Source organism: Leptospira ainlahdjerensis (genome assembly GCF_016919175.1).
GTDB classification, from domain to species: Bacteria; Spirochaetota; Leptospiria; order Leptospirales; family Leptospiraceae; genus Leptospira; species Leptospira ainlahdjerensis.
This window is the reverse complement of record NZ_JAFFPU010000033.1, coordinates 108827-131012: the sequence shown is the minus strand read 5'-3', so window position 1 is coordinate 131012 and position 22186 is coordinate 108827. Positions and strand designations below refer to the sequence as shown.

The window sequence follows — 22186 nt, the reverse complement described above, 5'->3', positions numbered from 1 at the left end:
TTCCTGCAATCTGAAAAAAGAGAAAAAAAGAGAGAATTGGATCAGATAAAGCCGTTTTCGTTGTACATATACTGTTTTAGATTCTTATTTTCCTCTTCGGTCTTTTCAATCTTCGCTTTTACGGCGTCTCCGATCGAAACAATTCCGATCAAAATGCCGTCTTCTAAAATAGGCATGTGACGAATTCTTTTGTTGAGCATGATGGAAAGAAGTTCATCCACGTCGCCTTCCGGAGACATCGTGGTCAGGGAAGTGGACATTACTTCGGAAACCGATTTTTTAAAAAAATCCAATCCCAGTTCCGCGGAAAGATGAAGAACGTCCCTTTCCGTAAAAATGCCCTTTAGTTTTCCTTCTCCCAAAATCATCACAGATCCGATATCGTATTTGGTCATAAATTTGACCGCGTCCATTACAGAAGTTTCGGGTTCTACGGAAAGGAGCTTTCTGTCTTTTTTTGCAAGGATTTGTTTTACGTACATAGCATCTCCAGATCTTTCGCCTCATTCCTTCGAAATTCCGAAAAGAAAAACGTCTGTTACTTTAGGAATTCTCGGAGGGATTTCTCCCTCGTGGCCGAAGGACTTTCGGGAGATAACCGTATGCTAGAGGTTTTTGGTCTCAGGTTCAAGAATTTTTCGATCCAAAGCGGGAATATCTTTGGATCGAAAGGTGCTTCCGGTAGAATTCTTCTCTTTGAAATGAAAAAAGGTTTTCAATTCACGTATACTCTTAGATTTTTTTCGCCAAAGGCAATCCCATTCCAGAATGAATCCAAATGACCCCATTTCCACCCCTTCGATCCTAATCGTGGACGATGAATGGCTCATTGCGTTCAATCTTCAGGTTTCTCTCCAAAAACTGGGATACAATATCGCCGGAACCGCTAGAACCGCGGACGAAGCCCTCGAAATCGCGGAACGTACGAAACCCGATTTGATTCTGATGGACATTCGGATCGAGGGAGAATTGGACGGAATCCAAGCCGCGGAAAGAATCCAGAAAAAGATGGACGTTCCCGTCATCTTTATGACCGCATTTGCGGACGAAGAAACCTTCAATCGCGCCGTGGACAAGGCTTCCATGTTCGGATATATCTCCAAACCCTTTCAACCGACTGCCCTTAAGAATTCCATCGAGATCGCACTCAAACAACAACAGAGATTTGGAAAGGCGAGGGAAGAAGGAAAGGAAGCCCGCGACGTTATTCAAAACATCGGAGAAGGCGCGATTTCCTTGGATCGGGAAGGAAAAATTCTTTTTATGAATCGGACCGCAGAATCTCTCACGGGTTGGCTCCTTTCCGACGTTCAGGGAGAACCGGGGGAAAAGGTTCTGAGCCTTTCGACAGACGAAGGGGAAAATATCAAAACGGGGTTGGGGACTCTCAAGCCGAGTCATCTCAAATACATTCCTTCTCTTCTCATCCGTAAAAATGGAACCCGGATCCAAGTCGCTTTCCGAGTATCTCCGATTCGCGACGAAGACGGAAAGATCGCGGGTTCGATCATCACTCTTTCGGAACTTTCCACTCTTTCCGTTTCAGAGAAGGAAATTTCGGAAATGGAAAAGGTGATTCAATCCGAGAGAAGACTGGATTCCATCCAAAAACTTGCAGCCGGGCTCGCGCACGAAATCAACAATCCTTTGATGGGAATCATCAACTACGGCCATATCATTCGAAATCATAAGGGCGGTGACGCCGATACAAAAAATTACGCGAGACTCGTGATCGAACAAGGGGAAAGAATCGCCTCCATCATTCGAAATTTGGTTCTATTTTCCAGACAGGATCCGGAACAACCCCTCAAAACAAACGTAAAACAACTCGTGAGCTCCGTCGAGGGAATGATTTCCGAAATGCTCAAGTCTCATGAGATTCAATTGGAAATAGAAATTCCAGAAAACTTGGAAGTGCAACTCAGGCCCAATCAGATCCGAGAAGTTCTCTACAACATTCTTTATTATTATACGGAGAATCAGAAAAAGGCGAAGATTCAGATGAAAGCTACGTTAGACGGAACCGAAAGCGCTCATCTCAAAATTCTCGTGTCCGGAAAACTCAATATCAACGTGGACGAGGAAAGTCGTTTTGAGCCGTTTGAAAATTTCCGTTCCAACGACGCTCGAATCGGTATGGGGCTTTCGGTTTGTTATGGAATTCTGCAAGCCAATCGAGGGCAACTTCTCCTCAAAAAAATAGGCTCCGGTTGGGATTTTATCATCCAAATCCCGGTTTGATCGGTTTTCTTTGGAGTCTTGGACTTCAAAATTGAGACAGAAAATCGATGGAAAATCCAAGTGGAGTGAAAAAAACTGTATCCAACATTCAAAAACGAGCAAGGAACTTAGGAATGATTGATAAAATCAAAGCCGCCCTGGGCGGAGAAGCGGATTCTCTTTTAAACCATACCTGTAAGACGATTCCAAAAGAATCTTTGAGCCTCCCAGGCGCCAACTACGTAGACGATATTTTTTCCAAAAGTGATAGAAACAATACCGTTCTTAGAAACTACCAGGCCATCTTAAATACAGGAAGATTGTCAGGAACCGGTTATACTTCCATTCTTCCCGTTGACCAAGGAATCGAACACAGTGCAGGCGCATCCTTCGCTAAAAACCCTGCCTACTTTGATCCGGAGAATATCGTAAAACTCGCGATCGAAGGCGGTTGCAACGCGGTCGCTTCCACTTTGGGAGTATTGGGTCTGGTTTCCAGAAAATACGCTCATAAGATTCCTTTTATCGTTAAGATTAACCACAACGAACTTCTTTCGTATCCGAACAAGTTCGATCAGATTCTTTTTGCGAACGTGGAACAGGCTTTCGACATGGGAGCGGTTGCGGTCGGAGCTACGATCTATTTTGGATCCGATGAATCTTCCCGCCAAATCCAGGAAATCACCGAAGCGTTTCATAGAGCTCACGAACTCGGAATGGTTACGATCCTTTGGGCCTACTTGAGAAACGACGCGTTCAAACCCGACAAAATCGACTATCACTTAGCGACCGACCTTACCGGACAAGCAAACCACTTGGCCGCTACGATCCAAGCCGATATCGTAAAACAAAAACTTCCTGAAGTTTATGCGGGTGGTTTCAGAGATCTGAAGTTCGGTAAAAAAGACGACAGAATGTATACAACTTTAACTGCGGATAACGCGATCGATATGGCTCGTTATCAAGTAGCAAATTGTTATATGGGAAAAATCGGTTTGATCAATTCCGGAGGAGCTTCGGGAGAAAACGACCTCGGAGACGCGGTAAAAGCTGCAGTTGTCAACAAAAGAGCGGGTGGAATGGGAATGATTTCCGGAAGAAAGGCTTTCCAAAAGCCGATGAAAGACGGAGTTGCTCTTCTAAACGCGATTCAAGACGTTTATCTTGCCAAAGAAGTAACGATCGCTTAATAAAAATAAAGAATATTCCTTTTGGAGAATATTCTAAAAGAAGAATATGGAAAATACTCCGCACCTATGCGGAGTATTTTTGTTTCAGGGTCTACTCAGAAGTTTAGAGCATTCTAATATACAAACGGAAGGCGCTGTGAACGTTAAAAAAGATTTTTCCAATGCGGTCGGAAACACGCCGCTCATTCTACTTCGCAGTTTTAGCGAAGAGACCGGATGTAATATCTACGGAAAGGCAGAATTCTTAAATCCTGGGGGTTCCGTAAAAGACCGAGCCGCTCTTTTTATCGTGGAAGACGCGGAGAAAAAAGGACTTTTAAAACCCGGGGGAACCGTCGTCGAAGGAACTGCGGGGAATACCGGAATCGGTCTGACTCATATCTGCAATTCCAAGGGATACAAAACCCTGATCGTAATTCCGGATACGCAGTCCCAAGAAAAAATCGATCTCTTAAAAACCTTAGGTGCGGAAGTGAGAACGGTTCCCGCAGTTCCATACAAGGATCCAAACAACTACGTAAAAGTTTCGGGAAGAATCGCGGAAGAACTCGGGAACGCAGTTTGGGCGAATCAGTTTGACAACCTCGCCAATCGAAACGCTCACTACGCGACGACCGCTCCGGAAATCTGGGAACAGACAGACGGTAAAGTAGACGCTTGGATCACCTCGCTCGGAACGGGCGGAACCTACGCGGGAGTTTCCCTATTCTTAAAAGAAAAAAATTCTAAGATCAAAACGATCGTCGCGGATCCATACGGTTCCGGAATTTATAATTTTGTAAAAAAGGGTGAAGTCACTGCGGAAGGAAGTTCTTTTACCGAAGGAATCGGTAACGGAAGAATCACCGAAAACATGAAAGGCGCTCCGATGGACGACGCGATCCGAGTCACGGACGAAGAATGTCTAAAGGTAGTTTATCAACTTCTACATAAAGACGGTTTGTTTTTGGGAGGCTCTTCCGGAATCAACGTGGGGGCGGCCGTCAAGTTAGCGAAGGAACTCGGACCTGGTCACAATATCGTTACGATCCTCTGCGATTCGGGAGCCAGATATCAATCTCGGATTTTCAACGAAGAATGGTTGTTGTCCAAAGGTTATTCCGTTCCGAAATGACTTTGGGCGTTGCGATTCTCGCCGGAAAACGATTGGGCAAATTAGATTTTTATAATATGAGGGAGTTCCTATAAAGGCGTTTTTTTGTGAAAAATTGGTCTCTATAAAAGAAGGTTCGGAGTTTTAAGAAAGGGAAGAAGAGATCTTTCACTCGCAAAACGTATGTTCTTTTGATAGAGAAAGTCCGCGAGCTTTTCCCGCGACGCGATCCGTAGAGAAGCGTCACGCTGAATTAACGTGATCGGTCTCTTCCAATCAAAAAAACTCAACCCAAAACTTTGGACGGAGCGCTTTTTGCAGCATATCCTTTTTCTACAAGTTGTGAGGACGCTGGAATGGAAATTGTTTCGTTTTGTTAGAGTTCCTACACAGGGATTTGAGCTTGCGAAAAGTTTGATTTTCTGATAGAGAAAAGTTTCCGGAATTTTTCCCGCCACCCACCCCTCCACCCAAGATCAGGGCGGGGGGCGCGACTTTTACAGAAGGACGTCGTAGTTCCGACGGATTTTCTCTGAGAATTCAGTCATTTGCGGGTAAATCGCTTTTAGAAATATCTACTCATACGCAGGAGTTCCCACAGTTTTCTCAAATCGGATCGTTTGCAAACATCGGACTCATTTTTCTCGTCCAGAATTTGTGAGAGTTCCCACAGTTTTAATTTCGGGAAAACCTCAGTAAAAAACCGAATAGAGAATCTGTCCTCCTATGTCGATGCTTCTGGAACCGCTCGAAAGATCCTTTGCCACCATTGGATTTCCACGAATGCTCAAACCTTCCGAAACGGTTTCCCCCGTTGGTGTTTGGATCACGTTGTTTTGAGCCCAGGTTTTTCCGGAAAAATAGGCATGAGTCAATTGGATCAGATAGACTCCAACGGCGACGAATGCTGCGGTATGTTTGGCGTTTTTGTAACCGGCTTCGTCTGAACGGATCGAATCGAGAGAATTCAAATTTTTGAAAGTATTGAGTTGGTTGTATTGCTCCAAAACGGTAGCCGGTAGTAAGGAGGTGGGGATGAGAATACTCGTGAACTGTTGTTCGAAAATCTTTTCTATCTTTTTGTCATAGGCTTTGGTCCTTTCCTTTTCCGCGGCGTCTAATCCGAAGTAGGCGATCAGAGAGACAAAGAAAAGGGACGAATACGTGGAACTCCAAGCGCCTTGTCTCATGGAGCTATGACCCCAACCCGGAAGAATCGCGGATTTCCAAACCGGTTCCCAGGGATTTCTTTTTGCGGAAATATAACTTTCCCAATCCCCGTCGCGTTCTTCTAAATACTTTTCCATCAGAGCCAAACGTTTTTGGACGATCTTATAACTGTTTTCTTTGATCATCTGTTCAAGAAAGAGTGTGTCCAGTTGTTCTTCCTTCTCGCTTTTTTTTCCCTCTTTGTTGAGTTTTTTTTTCTCGGCTTCGATGATCCTTACGATTTCCTGATCATCCTTGATTTCTTTAAAAATGATTTTAAGAATTTTGGATTTTCCCAGTTTTTCTCTTTTTCCGTCTCGGATGATCGTAATCGTGCTCGAGTCTTGGTCGATGACGGTCGCGTAAATTCTTTCTCCGGATTTAAAAAGAATCGTTTCTCCAAAAAGCCACTGAGGAAAAAAGAGAAGAACGGAAAAGAGAAGGGTATTTTTTAACTTCCGAAACCGTCGAATTGATATTGAAAAATTCATACTTTTACGATCCTATACTTTCAAGATTGAGTTAGAATTTGGTTTCTAAATTCAAAAAAAGCAATTGAATTTAGAATTTGCCTTTAATTTATGAACCATCCAAAGGATAGAAAAAAAAGAAAAACGAAGTTTCGGCTTCTAAAATCTTATCTTAAAAGAAACCAAGAGAAGATTCAAAATCTTACATTCTTTCCGATAGGAAAAGGAAAGAGATCTAAAAAAGGAATGGCGACGATGAAACTATGGAAATGGGTCTTACTATTTTTGTTTGTGGGCGGTCTCTTGTATTCTAAGGACGGAGAAAAAAAGAATCCGGAGCGAGGAGCCGATTCTACAAGTAAAACTTCAGCCCAAGGTTGTTGTAGAATCAAGATGACAGGGGGCGGTTACGATTATTTCGTAGCCACAGAAGAGGAATGCGCATCTCACAAACAGTTTCATTCTTTTTTAAAAGAAAGAACTCTTTGTTTTGAATCCTTTCCGGAATAACATTCGATTCTTTCTTCAATACAAAAAGTTCAGCAAATACTCAGGATTTTTTTAAGAATTGATTTTAGAAGCGGAAGGGAACTGGTAGGGGAGTCCTTACAAAGAGCCTTCCATTTCGCAATTTTCTGGATTTCGCAAGCCCTTAAAAACGAGGAATGCCCCGTTTTTGGAAACGGCGTTTAGGGAAAAAAGCGGACTCTTACGAGGAAGCCGTGATTCTTTTCCACTTCCAACTCTCCCCGAAGTTGTTGACAGAGTGCTTCGATGAGACTCATTCCGAGAGAGGAATTTTCAGAAGAATTTTTTTCTTCCGAAGCGTTTCCAATTCCATTGTCAGCCACTTCCAAAGTCAAAAAACCGGAATCCGATTTTTGAAAAACAACGGACACAGTTCCTTTTCCGTTATCGGGAAAAGCGTGTTTGAAGGAATTGGAGAGGAGTTCGTTGATGATCAGACCGCAAGGAATCGCTTTTTCCATCGGAAGGTAAATTTCTTCTATGTTACAATTCGACTGGATTCTTCCGTCGCTCGGTCCGTAGGAAACAAAAAGATGCCGAACCAAAGAGTTGAGATAATCCTTTGCGTGAATGACCTTGTAAGAATCCTTAAAAAATAAATAGTCCTGAACCATCGCCATCGAATGAATTCGATTCATCGCCGATGAGATTGCTTTTTTGGCCGGCTCCGATTTTGTTTTGTCTTGTTCGAGCGCCATCATCGAAAGAATCAACTGAGTGTTGTTTTTTACCCTGTGCTGAATTTCTCGAAAGAGAGTTTCCTTGTCGTTCAAAGACTCGGTCAACTGGATCTCTGCCTCTGTTCTCGTCGCGATCTCATTCTGAAGTTTGGTGTTAGTCTTCCTGTGCAGAAGGATGAGTTGTTTTTGTTTTCGAATGCTCAGCGCGAGTCCTCTCAGAATCGCGATCACGGAAAAGGTGAGAATTCCGCATAAAAAAGAAAAATTGGCCCCGACCACAAGAATTTGAATCGGAGTTTCGTTTCCGACCCAGATTTTATAATGAGCAAGAAGCGCGCCCCCAAAAACCGAAATCGTGGAGACGACCCAACCCCAAAACGCGAGCGTAGGATTTAGAAAAATTCCACAAAAGACCGGAATCAAAAAGAACCAGAGAATTCCCGCACCCGCAAGCCCGATCTTTGTATAAAGCAAAGCCGCCATAATTGAAACAAGGGCCAAAAAGAAATAAGATTTGGATTTGTAGTATCGATTTGGAAGTAGAAGGAGAAACCAAACCAGAAGAAGTGCGAGCGTGTCAACGATCACAACTTCTCCCAAACCTTCTCTTGCTGCGAGATACACGCTCGGGATATAGATGATCAGTCCGAAAACGGAAGATACAAAAAGAAGAATGTGAATGATATTCCTCTTCCAAGCATTGGGATGTGTAGAACTGGGGGAATTGACTCGAAACAATTCTCGAATGTTAGAAGATAAGCTCATCGGTCCATTCAATCCCTAAACAACGCACCCGTTCTTTTACATAGATAACGAGCGTTCGAATATAATTCTGGAAAAATCTCTCTCATCAAATTTTTGTCTTGAGTTTTAAATAAATATGTGAGCAAATGCTCATTATTCTGAAGGAATGTTTGCGAGCCAATTATAGATCGAGAATGGTCTATTTTTTTACTTTGCAACCCTCTGTATGGGATTACGAATGAGCATTCCAATTCCTATCAAACTTCAGTTTAAGTATACAATAAAATTCCGGAAAACCCGAGGGTTCAATCAAAAATGAAAAAACCAGGTTTCGAAATCAAAAAAGTTCTCTCTCTCATCGTTCTTCTCTTAGTAGGAGTTCTGTTTGGAATTCTTGTCTCGGCTTGTTCCGGGGAGAAAAAGGATGAGATCGAGGGTTTCGCTCATGTTCTGATGATCGATAACTCATTCTCTCCTCCCATGCAGAGAATTCCCGTAGGCGGGGTCGTGGAGTTTGTAAACTCGGGAAGCAATCCGCATAACGCAATTGCAGTAGATAAGAATTGGTCCACGGAAAAAACCTACGGTAATATCGCCATGCCCCGAGGATCAAAATCCAAAGTTACCTTTCCGAAGGAAGGTGTGTTTCCTTACTTCTGCTCTTTCCATGCGACTCCCGACGGTAAGAGTGGAATGGTCGGCGATATCGTAGTCGGTGACGTTCCCTATAACCCGGCGGCGAAGGCCGGAAAATCTTGGAAGAATGTGGAGAAGTTTTCCGGAACCACACGTAAGGTTCCTTCTCAATATCCTACGATTCAAAACGCGGTGGATGCAGCCGCTCCCGGAGATCTCGTCCTGATCAGTGAAGGTGTTTATTTTGAAGAAGTCACGGTGACTACCCCTTCAATTACAATTCGTGGAATCGATCGTAACAAAGTCATTATCGACGGTCAGTTCCAAAGAGGGAACGGAATCATGGTCGTTGCTGCGGACGGTGTTGTGATCGAAAACATGACCGCAAGAAATGCTACCCTGAACGGTTTTTATTGGACCGGAGTAAAGGGTTTTAGGGGTTCTTATCTTACCGCGCACAATAACGGAGACTACGGTGTTTATGCGTTCGATTCTATGAACGGAGTGATCGAGCATACCTACGCTTCCGGTTCTCCCGATTCGGGAATCTACATCGGGCAGTGTTATCCTTGTAAGGCGATTCTCTACGACGTCGTTTCGGAATACAACGCACTGGGTTATTCCGGAACCAATTCCGGTGGAGAACTCTATCTGATCAGCTCGGTCTGGAAGAATAACATCGTCGGTCTAGCTCCGAATACCCTGGACCGCGAGCTTCTTCCTCCGGAAAGAGAAACCACGATCATAGGCAATCTTGTTTATAATAACAACAACCCGAAAGCTCCGATCGCCGCTCTGGAATATCCCTCTTTCGGAAACGGAATCCTGATCGCAGGAGGGCTTTCGAATATCATTCGTAAGAATGTTGTCGTAGATCACCTGAATAACGGGATCGTGATTCTTCCGAACCTGGATGAAAAATTCTGGATTTCGCATAACAACGTTGTGACGGACAATATCGTCTACAATTCCGGAAGAGCCGACTTGGCCCTCGTCGGTCCGATGAGCACCGGGAACTGTTTTTCGGGGAATGAATATAGAACCGAACTTCCGGCATTTTTGGAAAAATGGAACGGATGTAATTCGTTTATTCGTCTTCCAATGGGCGGGGATCTTTCTATGATGCTCGGGGCTCTGGGTTTGATGGTTCAGGCTTCCGGAGGAAGATTTCCTTCAGGGAACTACAAAGAACAACCGATTCCTGGACCTCAGCTCAACATGCCCGGAGGAAGTTCCGCTCCCGTAAAACCTGCGTTAACCGCCTTTGAGGACTTCAATTTGGATGTGAACAAAATTCAACTTCCAAAAGAAGCGGAGGAAATTCTAAAATCGGTTCCGAGAAAACCGGCCCCGACGACGGGCGCGATCACTCTCGTGAAACCGGTTAGCCTCTTTCCGTTCTTCTATCATTGGTTGGGTTTTTTACTACCTTTCGCCATTTATATCTGCTGGACTTCGATGTCTTTGTTCGATCTGAAAGATCGTTCCGATTTGGATGACAACAAAAAACTCTCTTGGATCGTTGCGATCACTTTGATTCCGATTTTAAGTCCCGCGGTTTATCTCTTGAGCGGAGGGAGTAAATATCCCACTTGGTTTAAGAGGACATTGGTTTGGGGAGGGCTTATTGCATTCTTCCTTCTGCTCCTTTATACCGGTCTTTCGTTGATGAACGGTGTGGGAACTAAAACAATCAGTTAAGAATTTTAGAATATTCAGAAATTATCATAGGAGAAAAAATATGGAACAAACTGTCATCGGCGGCCCCGGATTCTTCGCTTTACTTTTCAACTTTTACGGATATTACTTTCCGTTCATTCTTTACACCCTTCTTGCGCCCTTAGCGCTTGTAGATCTCGTAAAGAGACAAGACGTGGATTCTAAAACCGGTTCGATCTGGACCGGTGCGATTCTTCTGGTTCCAATCGTGGGAGCCGCCGCTTATTTGATTGCGGGCGGATCCAAGGTTCCCGCTTGGTTGAAAAATTCCCTCGTCTACGGGGGAGTGGGGTTTTTGGCGATGATCATCCTGATCACATCGGTCGCCAAATTCTAAAGATCTTGAATCGGAAACAGTTTCTCAAATGGATCGGAATCGGAGGCGCCGGCTTAGCGGCGGGCGCCGGAATGAGCACGATCGGAGATTCAAATGGAAATGGGGGACTTCTTTGTAAGGTTCGGCCCGGAATCGTAGGAGTCAACAAAGAGGCCACAATCCCAGGAAATCCGGGAAACAATTCCTACGGGAGTATGGTGCATCCTCCCTTTCAGACCGACCCCGCGTTTCTTTCTCGGATGGAGTTGAATAATCATCCAGGCGCGACTAACGGACCGATTCTAAAACAACACTTGAACATCGTCGAGATGCCTTTGACCGTTGCTCACAACACAGTGGTCAAAGCGTGGACCTTCAATGGAATCGTTCCAGGTCCCGTTGTCCGTGCAAAGCTTGGACAAAAGATGGAGATCACCCTTCGAAACGATTCCGAACATCCTCATTCGATTCACTTTCACGGAAGTCACGATCCCAACGAAGATGGTTGGGAGCCGATCGTCACAGGCGGGGAAAAAACTTATAAACTCACGGCGGGGCCGATCGGGTTTCACCCGTATCATTGTCACGTGCCTCCGCTTGCGAGTCACATGGCCAAAGGTCTTTACGGGGGGCTGATTGTGGATCCTCCGGCTGGACGTCCTCCCGCTCACGAGTTTATGTTGATTCTTTCGGGTTGGGATCTTGGCGACAAAGGTAAGAACGATATTTTTTCCTGGAACGGGATGGCCGGTTTTTACGATCGTTATCCGATTAAGGTTCCCGTGGGACAAAAAGTAAGATTATACATCGCTAATATGTGTGAATACGAACCCATTGCTTCCTTTCACTTACACGCTCAGACCTTTGACGTTTTTAGAACCGGGACAAGATTGACTCCGGATGATCACACGGACGTGGTTACGCTCGGACAAACGGAAAGAGTCATTATAGAATTTACGCTTCCAAAAAGAGGAAGATATATGTTTCATCCTCACCAGACAAAGATGGCGGAGAACGGAGCGATGGGCTGGATCGTCGCGGTATGACGTCTAACGTTTTTGGGAGAATGTTTTGAAAGAGAAAATTCTTTTTATCCTCGTCCTGGTCCTTGGAATCGGAATCGGCTTCTTTGGTTGGAAAGAATGGAAGAGCGTATCCAAGGACGCTCCCGTTTTTGTGGAAGAATGGTCTAAGGCTTCTTTGAAAGACACGAAAAATCAGGAAATTCTTCTGAGCGCCATTCCGGGAAAACTGAAACTCGTTTACTTCGGCTTCTCGCATTGTCCTGATATGTGTCCGAGGGCGCTCTTGGATATGTCGACCGCGGTAAAGGAATTAGGGAACGATGGAAACGACCTGACTCCGGTTTTTATCAGCGTGGATCCGGAGCGAGATTCTCCCGAGTTGCTTTCAAAATACGTAAAACAGTTTCCGAGCGAACGTTTGGTCGCTCTGACTGGAGATAAGAATACGTTAGGTGTTCTTCAGGCTGCGTTCGGAGCCGTTTCCAAAAAGGTGAACAATCCTTCCATCGAGGGTGGTTATACCGTGGATCACACCGTCTTTTTGTACGTAGTCGATGAACAAAGTCGAATTCTTGCTACCTTTCCCGGGGGAATAGAAGGAAAGGCCCTCGCCAAAGAGATCAGACGCTTTCTTTGAGGGGTGATCAAAAGAAGGATCGATTTTTGTCTCCGAATGAAAAGAATAAGAAGATTCATTTTTTAGAATTCTTTTTTTTGCTCCGAGGTCTCTTTTGAGTTCGGTTTCAAGCTTTTTTCGGGAAAACGTTTGTCGAAAGAGTTTGTTTTGTTCTTGAATCGAAGTAGGAACTCCTTCGTTTTTGAAACTTCCGAAAGAGTTTGTTTTGTTCTTGAAACGAAGTAGGAACTCCTTCTCGAGCGTTCTTCCTTCGGAAAATCTTAAAAATTCTTACCAATAATCCTTCATCAGTTCTCCGACCCAAGAAGGTTGGACAATTTTTTCTTTTGGGAGAAATTCTTGAAAGACGGGCTTTATATCCAAGATCGGAGTCCCGTCTATCCCATCGAACCCTTGGATCCGAAGGATTCTTCCTTCCTTTCGAATGAGTCTTACGATCGTGGCGCCAAGACGATTGGGTCGTGCTTTCTTTCTCTGGGAAAAAATTCCAACTTTCGGCCAAAGCGAATTCTCCCTCGGGTGTTCCGCTCCAAGAACAATCTTGGATTCTTCTTGGAGATGAAATAAATAGATCAATTCGAGATGCGAAAAAGAATCGATTCCGTCTAACGTTGATTCCGGAATTTCTTCTGAGAGAATCACCTCCGATTCGATCGTGTTCCAGTTGTCGTCGATCGGGGTCTTCCTTGAGTTTTTAGCAAAAGCAATCGGTTTGAGTTGAATGTTCATTAGAGAATTCTCCAAAAGATGTGTTTAAACGAATCCTTATTTTATATTCCTATTGAGGAGGGGCTTTGTCATAGAATGCAAATGCGACTGCGCCTAAGATCAATAAAAAGCTGACAGCATGATTCCACTTAATTTTTTCTTTGAGAACGAGCGATGCAAAGACTATAAAAATCGAAATTGTGATTATTTCCTGTAAAATCTTGAGTTGAAAAGCGCTATATCCTTCCTCTCCATACCCGATTCGATTTGCGGGGACCATAAGAATGTATTCAAAAAGTGCGATTCCCCAACTCAGAAGAATGGTGAGAGGTAGGCTCCAACCGTGAAAGAATTTGAGATGTCCGTACCAGGCAAAGGTCATAAAAAGATTCGAGCAAAGGAGAAGGAAAAATGTTTTCATAAGAATAGGATTTTACGATAGCGAGTCGATTGACAATCGGAAATCACCTTCTCTGGAGGAAATCCTTTTGAAAGGTGTTTTTTAAAAAATTAAGTCTCTCAAGATTTTTCATCAAGTCATCATTCATGCGTAAGATTCTTAAATTCGATAATTGAAAGGATGGAGAAAATGCAGTTTTTCTTATGCACTTTCGAAAAGTCTGAAAATCTAAAATTTAGAAAACCGGCCTTTCTAAAAAAGAAAACCCCGTCTCCGGGGTATAAAAAGGGTTTTAGACTTCAGGTAGTATAACAAATTCCTATTCGGGATTTTTCATTCCGCTAGGAGCGTGGGGTTTTTCGCCTGCCAGGATCCTTAGAGAAGAATCCGGACAGGCGGAAGAAGGGTGTTATTCGGTGCGAACTTCTATTTTTTTCACCAGAGGTTTTCTCTTGGGAAGAGTCAGGTTTAAAACCCCATTCTTATAAAGCGCAGAAATTTTATCTTCTTCGACAGCTTCGGTTAGAGTAAAAGACCTTCTGTATTCTCCCGTTCTGTATTCGGAATAACGAAGTTCTCCGGGAATATTTCTTTCCACGGTTTTTCCAGAAATGCTCAGTTGATCTTTTTCGATTTGAACCTGAACGTCCTTTTCTTCTACTCCGGGAAGGTCCGCGAGGAGATATATATTTTCATCATCCGAATAGACATCAACTCGGGGAGTAAGGATTCTTACTTTCTCCTTTTTTACTTCTTGAGAAGCGGAATGTTCCTGCGTTACATTTGTTTCCTTGTTTAGAACTGCGTTAGTCATCTTTGTTCTCCTTTTGATAGTATTAATTTGTCTGAATTTGGATCTTTCGAGGTTTTACACTTTCTCGGATTGGAAGCGTAAGGACCAAAATTCCATTCTTAAATTCTGCGGTTGTTTTTTCCGGATCGACTTCGGTCGGGAGTTCGAGAGTTCTCTGAAACTTTCCCTGAAATCTCTCCACTCTTTTTGCTCCGAAGTTTGTTTTCGGGGCATAGGAAGGCGCTTCTCCGCTCAGGCGGAGTTGGTTCCCGCTCACTGTGATGTCCAGAGAGTCAGGGGTAATTCCGGGAATGAGGGCGGTGATCGTCACCGATTCGCTTCCCTTATGGATATTGAGCGATGGATAAGCGCTTCCGCCGGCGGCCACGAAGGGATCCCAGAGGCTCGAAAATTGATTTTGGAGTTTATGTAGGTCTTCTATCATTCTGAATTCGTTGATCATCTTGCATTCCTCTATTTAGCAATCTAAATCTTAGAGTGCCAATATTTAAAAAAAGTTCAAGAAAAAAAATAAAAAATTAGCAGTCTATTCTTATAAGTGCCAAGGTGAATCTGTGGGAACTCTCACGAAAGCAAATCTGTAGGAATTCTCACGAAAGCAAATCTGTGGGAACTCTCACGAAAGCAAATCTGTGGGAACTTTCACGAAAGCAAATCTGTGGGAACTTTCATATAACTCAAATCTGTGGGAACTCTCACATAACTCAAATCTGTGGGAACTCTCACATAACTCAAAGTGTGGGAACTCTCACATAACTCAAAGTGTGGGAACTCTCACATAACTCAAATCTGTGGGAACTCTAACATAACTCAAATCTGTGGGAACTCTAACATAACTCAAATCTGTGGGAACTCTAACATAACTCAAATCTGTGGGATGGTCGGGTTGAAATTCGAGAAAGAGGAGAAAGGAAGAAAAGCTCGGAGTCGGGCGAAAGCCGAACTCCAAGCTCTTGAAGAAGAAGGGAAAGAAAGTGAAAAAGAAAGATTATCTCTTCTTAGTTTTTTTCTTCGCAGTTTTCTTTTTAGCGGCTTTTTTCTTAGCCACAGTCTTACGAACCACTTTTTTCTTAGCTGCCTTCTTTTTGGGAGAAGCTTTTTTCTGAGCGGGCTTTTTCTTCTTTGCCGCCACTTTCTTTTTCGCTGCCTTCTTCTTGGCACCTTTTTTCTTCGCGGCTTTTTTGGTAGCCGCCTTTTTTGCGGCAGCCTTTTTAACGACAACCTTGTCTTCCACATTCGCACGGAAGAATGTCTTTTCAAAATCACGATTCTTAAAAGAAACTAAAGCACGGCCGATCAACTCGTCTATGTCTCCGGTTTCCATTCCTTCGTTTGAGGATTCGATAAAGTCGTAGGAAAGATGGGCAAGGCCGCTTCTTAGGTAACTCGTGAGTTTGTCTTGAGAGGCGCCTTGACGGGCAAGTCCATGCAGCCATTCTCTGAGAATTTTTTCTCCAAGTTCGAAGTTCGCTTCCGGTTGAGCCGACCTTCCTGTTTTATGAAACTCTTCATTGAGTTTCTGATGAACGAGCGAGTAATCGTCTACGAAAGCGCCATCTAAGATACCATCTTCGATAAGCCTGAGGTCCAGTTTGCGGACAATAGCAGAGTCGGCCATAATGTTAGAATCTCCTGAAATCTATGGGGCAGAAATTGGATATACTTTGCTCGAAGAATTCTTTGTGCAAGAAAAAACTGAATCGTCGATGAAAATGATCTTCTTGGACTTAAGAAGGTTCTCTGATTTTTCTTTCGAAAGAATGAATGATCCAAATTCTTGACTTCGCTTTTGGATCCAAGGGGGAGTGGGTAACGTTTAGAACTTCATCGAGGAAGGGGCAAGGGAAGAATGGAATATTTTGATATTCTAACTTTGCGCAATCGTTTTCGGAGGATTCTCCTTGGTTCTTTTTTTTTCTTTTAGGTCTTTTCAGGATTCTAACCTTTTTCTCAATCCGCATCTGATTCTTTGGTTAGGTGAGAATTTTTTCTCCTTGGATTGAATTTGGAAAGGCTGGATTTTCTGGGAACCGGTTTGAATGAGAATTTTTTCCTTTTTTGAAATCCCTAAAAGAACTCCTTTTCGATTTCTCCCGTTTTTCTTTTGGAATCGGATGCACTTCGTAATTATAAACTGAAATCTTAGTCTGTTCAAGAGTTGAACAAATTTTCTTGACAGGAGGAATTTAATGCCTTTTTATGAGACCAGATTTTCCAATCCTGGGATTGACGCGGCGAAGCTGCGCCGAAAAATCCCGTTCCCGCCTTTTTTGTCGAATCTTTCCTCTTTTTGGTAATTCCTATGGATGACGCACTGAGACACAAACTATTAAGAATTTTAGAGGAAAACCCGGAAGTCAATCAAAGAGAAATCTCTGAAATTTTAGGGATCAGCTTGGGAAAGGTAAACTATTGTCTGAAGGCTCTGATGGACAAGGGCTGGGTCAAAGCTCGAAATTTTAAGAACAGCAAGAACAAATTAGCCTACGCTTATTTTTTGACTCCGATGGGACTTGAGGAAAAGGCGAGAGTCACGGTTCGTTATCTCAAAGTGAAGATGCAAGAATACGAACAAATTCAAAAAGAGATCGAAGAGCTAAAAAAAGAAGTCGAGGAACAGTGATGGAAAAAACGGCAAAAATTTATATCGCCGGTCACAAAGGCCTTGTAGGTTCGGCGATCGAACGTGTTCTTCGGAAAGAAGGTTATGAGAACGTCGTCGGCCGTTCGCATTCGGAGTTGGATTTAACCGAACAGAAGGATGTCCTGGATTTTTTTAAAGCCGAGAAACCGGATTACGTTTTTTTAGCGGCCGCAAAGGTGGGGGGGATCTATGCGAATCAAACGTATCCCGCCGAATTCATATTTTCTAATCTTCAAATTCAAAATAATATCATCGATGCGTGTTATCGATTTCAAGTAAAGAAATTGGTCTTTTTAGGTTCTTCCTGTATCTATCCTAAGTTCGCGCGGCAACCGATGGATGAATCTCAACTCCTGGACGGGAAACTCGAACCGACCAATGAACCTTATGCGATTGCAAAAATTGCGGGAATTGTAATGTGTCAGAGTTACAATCGCCAATATGGTACGAATTTTATCTCCGTGATGCCTACGAATTTATACGGTCCCGGGGACAACTATCATCCGGAAAACTCGCACGTTTTACCGGCACTCATCCGTAGATTTTATGAAGCAAAGATCCAGAATCTACCCGAAGTTGTAGTCTGGGGAACCGGAAAACCTCTGAGAGAATTTTTGTATTCCGACGACATGGCTCGCGCCTGCGTTTTTCTAATGAAGAATTACGACGTCTCCGGAGATCCGAGCGGTGGAGAGCACGTCAACGTCGGTAGCGGAATCGAAGTCAGCATCCGTGATTTGGCGGAAACCGTAAAAGACGTCGTTGGATTTCAAGGATTACTTACCTTTGATCTTACAAAGCCGGACGGCACTCCTCGGAAACTCCTGGACGTCTCCAAACTCCACAAGATGGGATGGAAACATCAGGTAGAATTGAAAGCGGGGATAGAGCTGGCTTACACGGATTTTATTTCTACTCGAATTTGATTTGGAACGATCAGTTTTTTTGTTTGAGAAATGCCCACAAGGTTTCTTAGAATGTTTCCGATCAATTCTTCAAAAAAAATAGATTGAGATCATTTTAGTCCAGCAAAGCCAAAATAGTATTAAAGAAATTAATTTTATAGAATCAAAAAGGAATTATGAACTTCGATCGAATCGAAGAATAAAGCTTTTAAAGGTAAATGCAAATACATGGAACAAAATTCTAACCAAACCAATACCAACTTAAACATTCTGGATGATGAAATTACTCTCGCTCAAATTATAAAAACTTTGATTGAACGGAAAATATGGTTCTTCGGAATTTTTCTTTTTGTCTTCTCTATTTCCCTTTTTTTTGCTTATACAAAATATCCTGCCAAAGAACCGAAGGATTCGTCATGGAAATATACGACTTACCTTTTTGTCGGGTCTTATGCAGGGCAATCGACTCCGGTTGAAGCCTTTTCTTCGATCAAATTTGCCATCGAGCAGATTTATGCTAAGAATCTGAATTCAAATCTACTTATCACGATCGAAAATGATCCTGTAAAAACTGGGAACATCGTCTCAATTTCCACGATTGAAGAATCCGAAGACGACGAGAATATCAGAAAAATTCATGAAGTCGTAACTCGTCCTATCTTAGAAAGACATAAGGAACTTTTTTTACAGTCGGAGAAAAAAGGTATCGAGACTCAGGCAAACCTCAAGTCGTCGGAAAGTAGAGGGCTCCCGACTTCCATTCTGGCTCTGGCCCAAAAATCGAAGTATGTTCCATCACCGGATAAGGCCTGGATAAGAATTTTGCAGATCGGGTTTTTAATTTCGATTTTGTTATCTTGTATTGGCGTGTTTGCTATCGAGTATGGTCTTCAAATAAAAAATAAGCTGAATGTTTAAAATACGATTTAACGTTTTCTAAATGATACTGGTTGATTTATAATGAAAACGCTTTGGTTTCTTTGTATCGTTTTTTTTTGTTTTAGCTTTCCGATTCAGGTGTTGGTGATGAGCGATCTGCCGGCTTTGATTCCATATCTGATCCTGTTTAGCATCTATTTGATCAAATTAACCAGGGTCGAGCAATCCTCCCTTCCAAAGTCGTTCGGCGCCGTTTCGAAAGTTGTTCACCTTTACGCTTTGCTGGTCTTATTTCATTTTGTATGGCAAGTTGGCTCAGGCGTTGTCGAACCGCGAGAAGGTTTTCGCGCTTCCTTTCTTTTTTTAGCGCCTGTGGTTGCTTACAAAATTTTTCAAAAAAACATCTCGACCGCCGAAATTAAGATAATCTTAGTCGCGATCGTTTTTTCCGGTTTTCTTTCGGGCACTTTTTTTGTGTATGATAGTATTAGCAAACTTGCGTTTCGTAGGATCACGGATTATTCGATCTTAGCTTCGAATTACGTAACGCAAAAACATAAGTTGGATTTTGGAGATGACGGCTACCATGACCCGTCCGGGCGGGATTTGCCTAACAATCGAAGTTTTGGATTATTAGAGACTCATTCGGTTTCTAGTACCTGGGTAGCTTTCGCCGCATTTGCTTCCTTATCGTTAATGTCAAAAAGAAAGAAATTTCTTAGGTTCTGCGTAATCATGCTTTCATCTTTGATGATTCTTATTGGATTAAACTTTACTAGTATCATATCCTTCGGTCTCGTTCTTTTTCTGTTGGAATTTAAAATGATCTCATTGTTTTTCGGAAAGATTTCCAAAAGGGAATTCAAGAGGATTTTATCTTATTTTCTCATAGCCTGCTGTTTTCTTCTGTTTCTATTGTCCGTATTCCCGGAACGTTTTATCCTTTTTTTTGAAAAAAACATTACTTTTCAACTTTCTTTGATTTTTTCCGGAGCAGGGGAAAAGAAAGTCACCTTTATTCAATCTATAGTAGTTGATGGCTCTCAAAAAATTTGGGAATCCTTGACCCAATTCCCATTCCTTTTACTCTTTGGAGAGGGGTTTAGTACCTTTGGCGCTTTGAAAGGCGGTGACTATGGTTTTATAGAAACGTTTCTGCGTTTTGGGATTCCATTCTTTGTGGTTTTGATCTTTGTGATTTTGAAGATTTCCTGGAACGTTTATCTTTTTGAGAAAAAAGAGAGGTTTTTTTGGGGGGGGGCAGATTTTCGATTTCTTAAATTTTCCTCCTTTGTTCTTCTTTTTTTACTATTGATGGATTTACACTATTCTACGTGGCATTTGAAATCGGTTCTTCCTATTGTTTTTATTGCCCTTGGTTTATATTCCAGATTTTTTCTTTTGCTAAGAAAACGCTCAACACTTTAGTTTTTCATAAACTTTCCGATTAATCGCTCGGGGAAGAAGTCATTGTGTTCGAAATAATATCGAAAAATTTGTGTTAAAACTTCGACAATCGAATAAGAATAGAAAACAAGATCTTTAGAGATTCCTTTTTGATCCTTTCTCTCCTTTTAGAACGCTTTTAAAACGAAGATATTTTTCTATGATAAATTTGCAAAAATCCAATTCCAACTACGTTAAAAAGATATGGTTTCTGTTTAACGAATCCAGAAAGAGAAAAACGTATTTTATGTTTTTCTTAATATTTTTAAGCATGTTCTTCGAATCTTTCGGAGTAGGCATCGTGATTCCTTTGATTTCTGTACTTACTGACGCAAGACTGCTTTCAGAAAATTCTTTCTTTGTATCCTTGCTCAACTATATAGGAAATCCTAAAGTAGAAGTTTTGATTTTATACTCGATGATCTCGATGGTAGTCGTCTACACGATCCGTACGATCTTTCTTATCTATTTAACTTGGAGTCAGGCTACTTATTCTTCCGAGTTTCAGGCTGAACTTTCGAAATCTTTGTTTTCTAAGTATCTTCGCCAATCTTATTTATTTCATCTGAATCGAAATTCTTCCGAACTGATTCGAAATACTTCCACCGAGGTGAGTACTTTGGTTTCTATGGTTCAACAAATACTGGTCCTTGGAACCGAATTGATTACACTTTTAGGAATTTCATTTTTATTGGTTAGTATGGAACCAATAGGAGCCTTGATTGTAATTGGTTTGATCAGCTTTGCGGGCGGGATATTTTTTTATTTTACAAAGAAAAAACTTTTAGAATTGGGGCTTGCGAGACAGGATTCCGAGTCGGAAAGATTAAAACACTTTCAACAAGGCCTTGGCGGAGTTAAAGACATTAAACTTTATGCAAGGGAAACGGAATTCTTAAATCAATACCAAGTTCAAATTGACCGGGGGGCCAAAGTCGTTCGAAAATACACTACTTTATTGGCTCTTCCCAGGTTGTGGTTGGAATATATCTCTATCATTGGTCTCGCAGGATTAGTAATCGGAATCTTGATACAAGGAAAACCCGTATCCGATATTGTGGTTCTAATCGCTTTGTTCGGTGCGGCGGCTTTTCGGATTATGCCTTCGATAAATCGAATCTTGATTATTTTACAGAATATTAAATTCTCATTACCCACTATCGATCTGATTTATTCCGAAATGGCGGATATTGGGGACGAATCGGATTCTGGTTCTGAAAACGGTTCGATTCAATTCAAGTCCAAGATAGAAGCGAAGAATATTCATTTGAGTTTTGGCGATCACGAGATCTTAAAAGGAATCTCTCTTTCGATCGAAAAAGGGAAAACTGTCGGGTTTATCGGTGAAAGTGGGGCAGGTAAGAGCACCTTTATCGATATCTTTTTAGGACTTTTAGAACCGACCGAAGGTTCGATCTACATCGACGATGTTCCGATTCAAAAAGGAAAACGGAGCTGGCAAAATCTGATCGGGTATGTTTCCCAAACCATTTATTTAACTGACGACACTCTTCGAAGAAATATTGCCTTTGGACTTTCCGATGAGCAGATAGATGAGAAAGCAATTCAGAATGCAGTTCGACTAGCACAATTGCAGAGTTTTGTGGAAACTACTCCGAACGGTTTGGATACGATCGTAGGTGAACGTGGAGTTAGGTTGTCGGGCGGACAAAGACAAAGAATTGGAATTGCAAGAGCGCTTTATCATAATCCATCCGTTTTAGTTTTGGATGAAGCGACTAGTTCCTTGGATGTGGAAACGGAAAAGGGAGTTATGGAAGCTATCAATGCTTTGCACGGAGTTAAAACGATTCTTATCATTGCTCATCGACTGAGTACACTAGATCATTGTGACGTTATTTTTAAGCTGAACAATGGATATCTTGCGGAGGAAAGAATTGTGAGCGACAATTCAAAATAAAA

The 22186-nt window shown here is 42.4% G+C and carries 21 protein-coding genes; 13 read left to right on the top strand and 8 right to left on the bottom strand.

What is annotated here, in order from left to right:
* Positions 1–41: 41 nt before the first annotated feature.
* Positions 42–482 (bottom strand): CBS domain-containing protein, encoded by a 441-nt coding sequence (locus JWG45_RS09380; RefSeq protein ID WP_205279493.1) that lies wholly within the window; start codon positions 480–482, stop codon positions 42–44.
* 286 nt (positions 483–768) lie between these two features.
* On the opposite strand from JWG45_RS09380, the gene JWG45_RS09375 reads away from it, so the two are divergent.
* The 3 genes from JWG45_RS09375 (at position 769) to JWG45_RS09365 (ending at position 4524) form a co-directional block, all read left to right on the top strand.
* The gene (locus tag JWG45_RS09375; RefSeq protein ID WP_205279492.1) at positions 769–2241 is read left to right on the top strand and encodes an ATP-binding response regulator; all 1473 of its coding nucleotides are present in this window, start codon (positions 769–771) and stop codon (positions 2239–2241) included.
* A 113-nt stretch (positions 2242–2354) separates the two neighbouring features.
* Entirely contained in the window at positions 2355–3410 is a 1056-nt protein-coding gene (locus JWG45_RS09370) for a class I fructose-bisphosphate aldolase (RefSeq protein ID WP_205279491.1), read from the top strand.
* Between the two features lie 136 nt (positions 3411–3546).
* Complete coding sequence (locus JWG45_RS09365) at positions 3547–4524, top strand: cysteine synthase A (protein WP_205279531.1); 978 nt, start codon at positions 3547–3549, stop codon at positions 4522–4524.
* A gap of 671 nt (positions 4525–5195) precedes the next feature.
* Here JWG45_RS09365 and JWG45_RS09360 read toward each other — a convergent pair.
* Positions 5196–6203 carry an LA_0442/LA_0875 N-terminal domain-containing protein gene (locus tag JWG45_RS09360; RefSeq protein WP_232380606.1) on the bottom strand — a complete coding sequence of 336 codons (1008 nt, stop codon included), beginning with the start codon at positions 6201–6203 and terminating at the stop codon, positions 5196–5198.
* A gap of 225 nt (positions 6204–6428) precedes the next feature.
* On the opposite strand from JWG45_RS09360, the gene JWG45_RS09355 reads away from it, so the two are divergent.
* Positions 6429–6692 carry an LIC_11321 family protein gene (locus JWG45_RS09355; protein ID WP_408611618.1) on the top strand — a complete coding sequence of 88 codons (264 nt, stop codon included), beginning with the start codon at positions 6429–6431 and terminating at the stop codon, positions 6690–6692.
* A 179-nt stretch (positions 6693–6871) separates the two neighbouring features.
* Here JWG45_RS09355 and JWG45_RS09350 read toward each other — a convergent pair whose 3' ends face one another.
* Entirely contained in the window at positions 6872–8155 is a 1284-nt protein-coding gene (locus tag JWG45_RS09350; RefSeq protein WP_232380605.1) for a sensor histidine kinase, read from the bottom strand.
* A gap of 294 nt (positions 8156–8449) precedes the next feature.
* Between JWG45_RS09350 and JWG45_RS09345 the strand changes: the two genes are divergently transcribed.
* From JWG45_RS09345 to JWG45_RS09330, 4 genes are read left to right on the top strand one after another with little or no spacing between them, the layout of a single operon-like run.
* The gene (locus JWG45_RS09345) at positions 8450–10471 is read left to right on the top strand and encodes a right-handed parallel beta-helix repeat-containing protein (protein ID WP_205279489.1); all 2022 of its coding nucleotides are present in this window, start codon (positions 8450–8452) and stop codon (positions 10469–10471) included.
* Between the two features lie 40 nt (positions 10472–10511).
* On the top strand, positions 10512–10826 hold the full coding sequence (locus JWG45_RS09340; RefSeq protein ID WP_205279488.1) for a PLDc N-terminal domain-containing protein: 315 nt from the start codon (positions 10512–10514) through the stop codon (positions 10824–10826).
* Positions 10827–10831: 5 nt separating this feature from the next.
* Positions 10832–11851 carry a multicopper oxidase domain-containing protein gene (locus tag JWG45_RS09335; RefSeq protein WP_205279487.1) on the top strand — a complete coding sequence of 340 codons (1020 nt, stop codon included), beginning with the start codon at positions 10832–10834 and terminating at the stop codon, positions 11849–11851.
* Positions 11852–11876: 25 nt separating this feature from the next.
* Positions 11877–12467, top strand: a complete 591-nt coding sequence (locus JWG45_RS09330) for an SCO family protein (protein WP_205279486.1) — start codon at positions 11877–11879, stop codon at positions 12465–12467.
* Positions 12468–12737: 270 nt separating this feature from the next.
* On the opposite strand, the gene JWG45_RS09325 is transcribed toward JWG45_RS09330, so the two are convergent.
* The 5 genes from JWG45_RS09325 to JWG45_RS09305 all read right to left on the bottom strand — a co-directional run bounded on the left by JWG45_RS09325 (position 12738) and on the right by JWG45_RS09305 (position 16007).
* Positions 12738–13196 carry an SAM-dependent methyltransferase gene (locus JWG45_RS09325; RefSeq protein WP_205279485.1) on the bottom strand — a complete coding sequence of 153 codons (459 nt, stop codon included), beginning with the start codon at positions 13194–13196 and terminating at the stop codon, positions 12738–12740.
* Positions 13197–13245: 49 nt separating this feature from the next.
* Entirely contained in the window at positions 13246–13596 is a 351-nt protein-coding gene (locus tag JWG45_RS09320; protein WP_205279484.1) for a DMT family protein, read from the bottom strand.
* 388 nt (positions 13597–13984) lie between these two features.
* Complete coding sequence (locus JWG45_RS09315; protein ID WP_205279483.1) at positions 13985–14389, bottom strand: Hsp20/alpha crystallin family protein; 405 nt, start codon at positions 14387–14389, stop codon at positions 13985–13987.
* Between the two features lie 22 nt (positions 14390–14411).
* Entirely contained in the window at positions 14412–14828 is a 417-nt protein-coding gene (locus JWG45_RS09310; protein ID WP_205279528.1) for an Hsp20/alpha crystallin family protein, read from the bottom strand.
* A 549-nt stretch (positions 14829–15377) separates the two neighbouring features.
* On the bottom strand, positions 15378–16007 hold the full coding sequence (locus JWG45_RS09305; protein WP_205279482.1) for a hypothetical protein: 630 nt from the start codon (positions 16005–16007) through the stop codon (positions 15378–15380).
* A 684-nt stretch (positions 16008–16691) separates the two neighbouring features.
* Between JWG45_RS09305 and JWG45_RS09300 the strand changes: the two genes are divergently transcribed.
* The 5 genes from JWG45_RS09300 (at position 16692) to JWG45_RS09280 (ending at position 22184) form a co-directional block, all read left to right on the top strand.
* Positions 16692–17012, top strand: coding sequence for a MarR family EPS-associated transcriptional regulator (locus JWG45_RS09300; RefSeq protein ID WP_205279481.1), 321 nt, complete (start codon positions 16692–16694; stop codon positions 17010–17012).
* On the top strand, positions 17012–17959 hold the full coding sequence (locus JWG45_RS09295; RefSeq protein ID WP_205279480.1) for a GDP-L-fucose synthase family protein: 948 nt from the start codon (positions 17012–17014) through the stop codon (positions 17957–17959). Before JWG45_RS09300 ends, JWG45_RS09295 begins: the two co-directional genes overlap by 1 nt.
* A 207-nt stretch (positions 17960–18166) precedes the next feature.
* On the top strand, positions 18167–18856 hold the full coding sequence (locus JWG45_RS09290) for a hypothetical protein (RefSeq protein ID WP_205279479.1): 690 nt from the start codon (positions 18167–18169) through the stop codon (positions 18854–18856).
* Positions 18857–19795: 939 nt separating this feature from the next.
* The gene (locus tag JWG45_RS22175) at positions 19796–20245 is read left to right on the top strand and encodes a hypothetical protein (RefSeq protein WP_232380603.1); all 450 of its coding nucleotides are present in this window, start codon (positions 19796–19798) and stop codon (positions 20243–20245) included.
* Between the two features lie 178 nt (positions 20246–20423).
* Positions 20424–22184: an ABC transporter ATP-binding protein gene (locus JWG45_RS09280; protein WP_205279477.1), complete on the top strand. Its 1761-nt coding sequence runs from the start codon at positions 20424–20426 to the stop codon at positions 22182–22184.
* Positions 22185–22186: the final 2 nt, after the last annotated feature.

Coding starts and splice junctions, on each gene's coding strand:
- JWG45_RS09360 (WP_232380606.1), bottom strand. CDS start 6,203: ATGAATTTTTCAATATCAATTCGACGGTTTCGGAAGTTAAAAAATACC.
- JWG45_RS09345 (WP_205279489.1), top strand. CDS start 8,450: ATGAAAAAACCAGGTTTCGAAATCAAAAAAGTTCTCTCTCTCATCGTT.
- JWG45_RS09315 (WP_205279483.1), bottom strand. CDS start 14,389: ATGACTAACGCAGTTCTAAACAAGGAAACAAATGTAACGCAGGAACAT.
- JWG45_RS09300 (WP_205279481.1), top strand. CDS start 16,692: ATGGATGACGCACTGAGACACAAACTATTAAGAATTTTAGAGGAAAAC.
- JWG45_RS09320 (WP_205279484.1), bottom strand. CDS start 13,596: ATGAAAACATTTTTCCTTCTCCTTTGCTCGAATCTTTTTATGACCTTT.
- JWG45_RS09350 (WP_232380605.1), bottom strand. CDS start 8,155: ATGAGCTTATCTTCTAACATTCGAGAATTGTTTCGAGTCAATTCCCCC.
- JWG45_RS09325 (WP_205279485.1), bottom strand. CDS start 13,196: ATGAACATTCAACTCAAACCGATTGCTTTTGCTAAAAACTCAAGGAAG.
- JWG45_RS09305 (WP_205279482.1), bottom strand. CDS start 16,007: ATGGCCGACTCTGCTATTGTCCGCAAACTGGACCTCAGGCTTATCGAA.
- JWG45_RS09280 (WP_205279477.1), top strand. CDS start 20,424: ATGATAAATTTGCAAAAATCCAATTCCAACTACGTTAAAAAGATATGG.
- JWG45_RS09355 (WP_408611618.1), top strand. CDS start 6,429: ATGGCGACGATGAAACTATGGAAATGGGTCTTACTATTTTTGTTTGTG.
- JWG45_RS09290 (WP_205279479.1), top strand. CDS start 18,167: ATGGAACAAAATTCTAACCAAACCAATACCAACTTAAACATTCTGGAT.
- JWG45_RS09380 (WP_205279493.1), bottom strand. CDS start 482: ATGTACGTAAAACAAATCCTTGCAAAAAAAGACAGAAAGCTCCTTTCC.
- JWG45_RS09370 (WP_205279491.1), top strand. CDS start 2,355: ATGATTGATAAAATCAAAGCCGCCCTGGGCGGAGAAGCGGATTCTCTT.
- JWG45_RS09375 (WP_205279492.1), top strand. CDS start 769: ATGAATCCAAATGACCCCATTTCCACCCCTTCGATCCTAATCGTGGAC.
- JWG45_RS09340 (WP_205279488.1), top strand. CDS start 10,512: ATGGAACAAACTGTCATCGGCGGCCCCGGATTCTTCGCTTTACTTTTC.
- JWG45_RS09295 (WP_205279480.1), top strand. CDS start 17,012: ATGGAAAAAACGGCAAAAATTTATATCGCCGGTCACAAAGGCCTTGTA.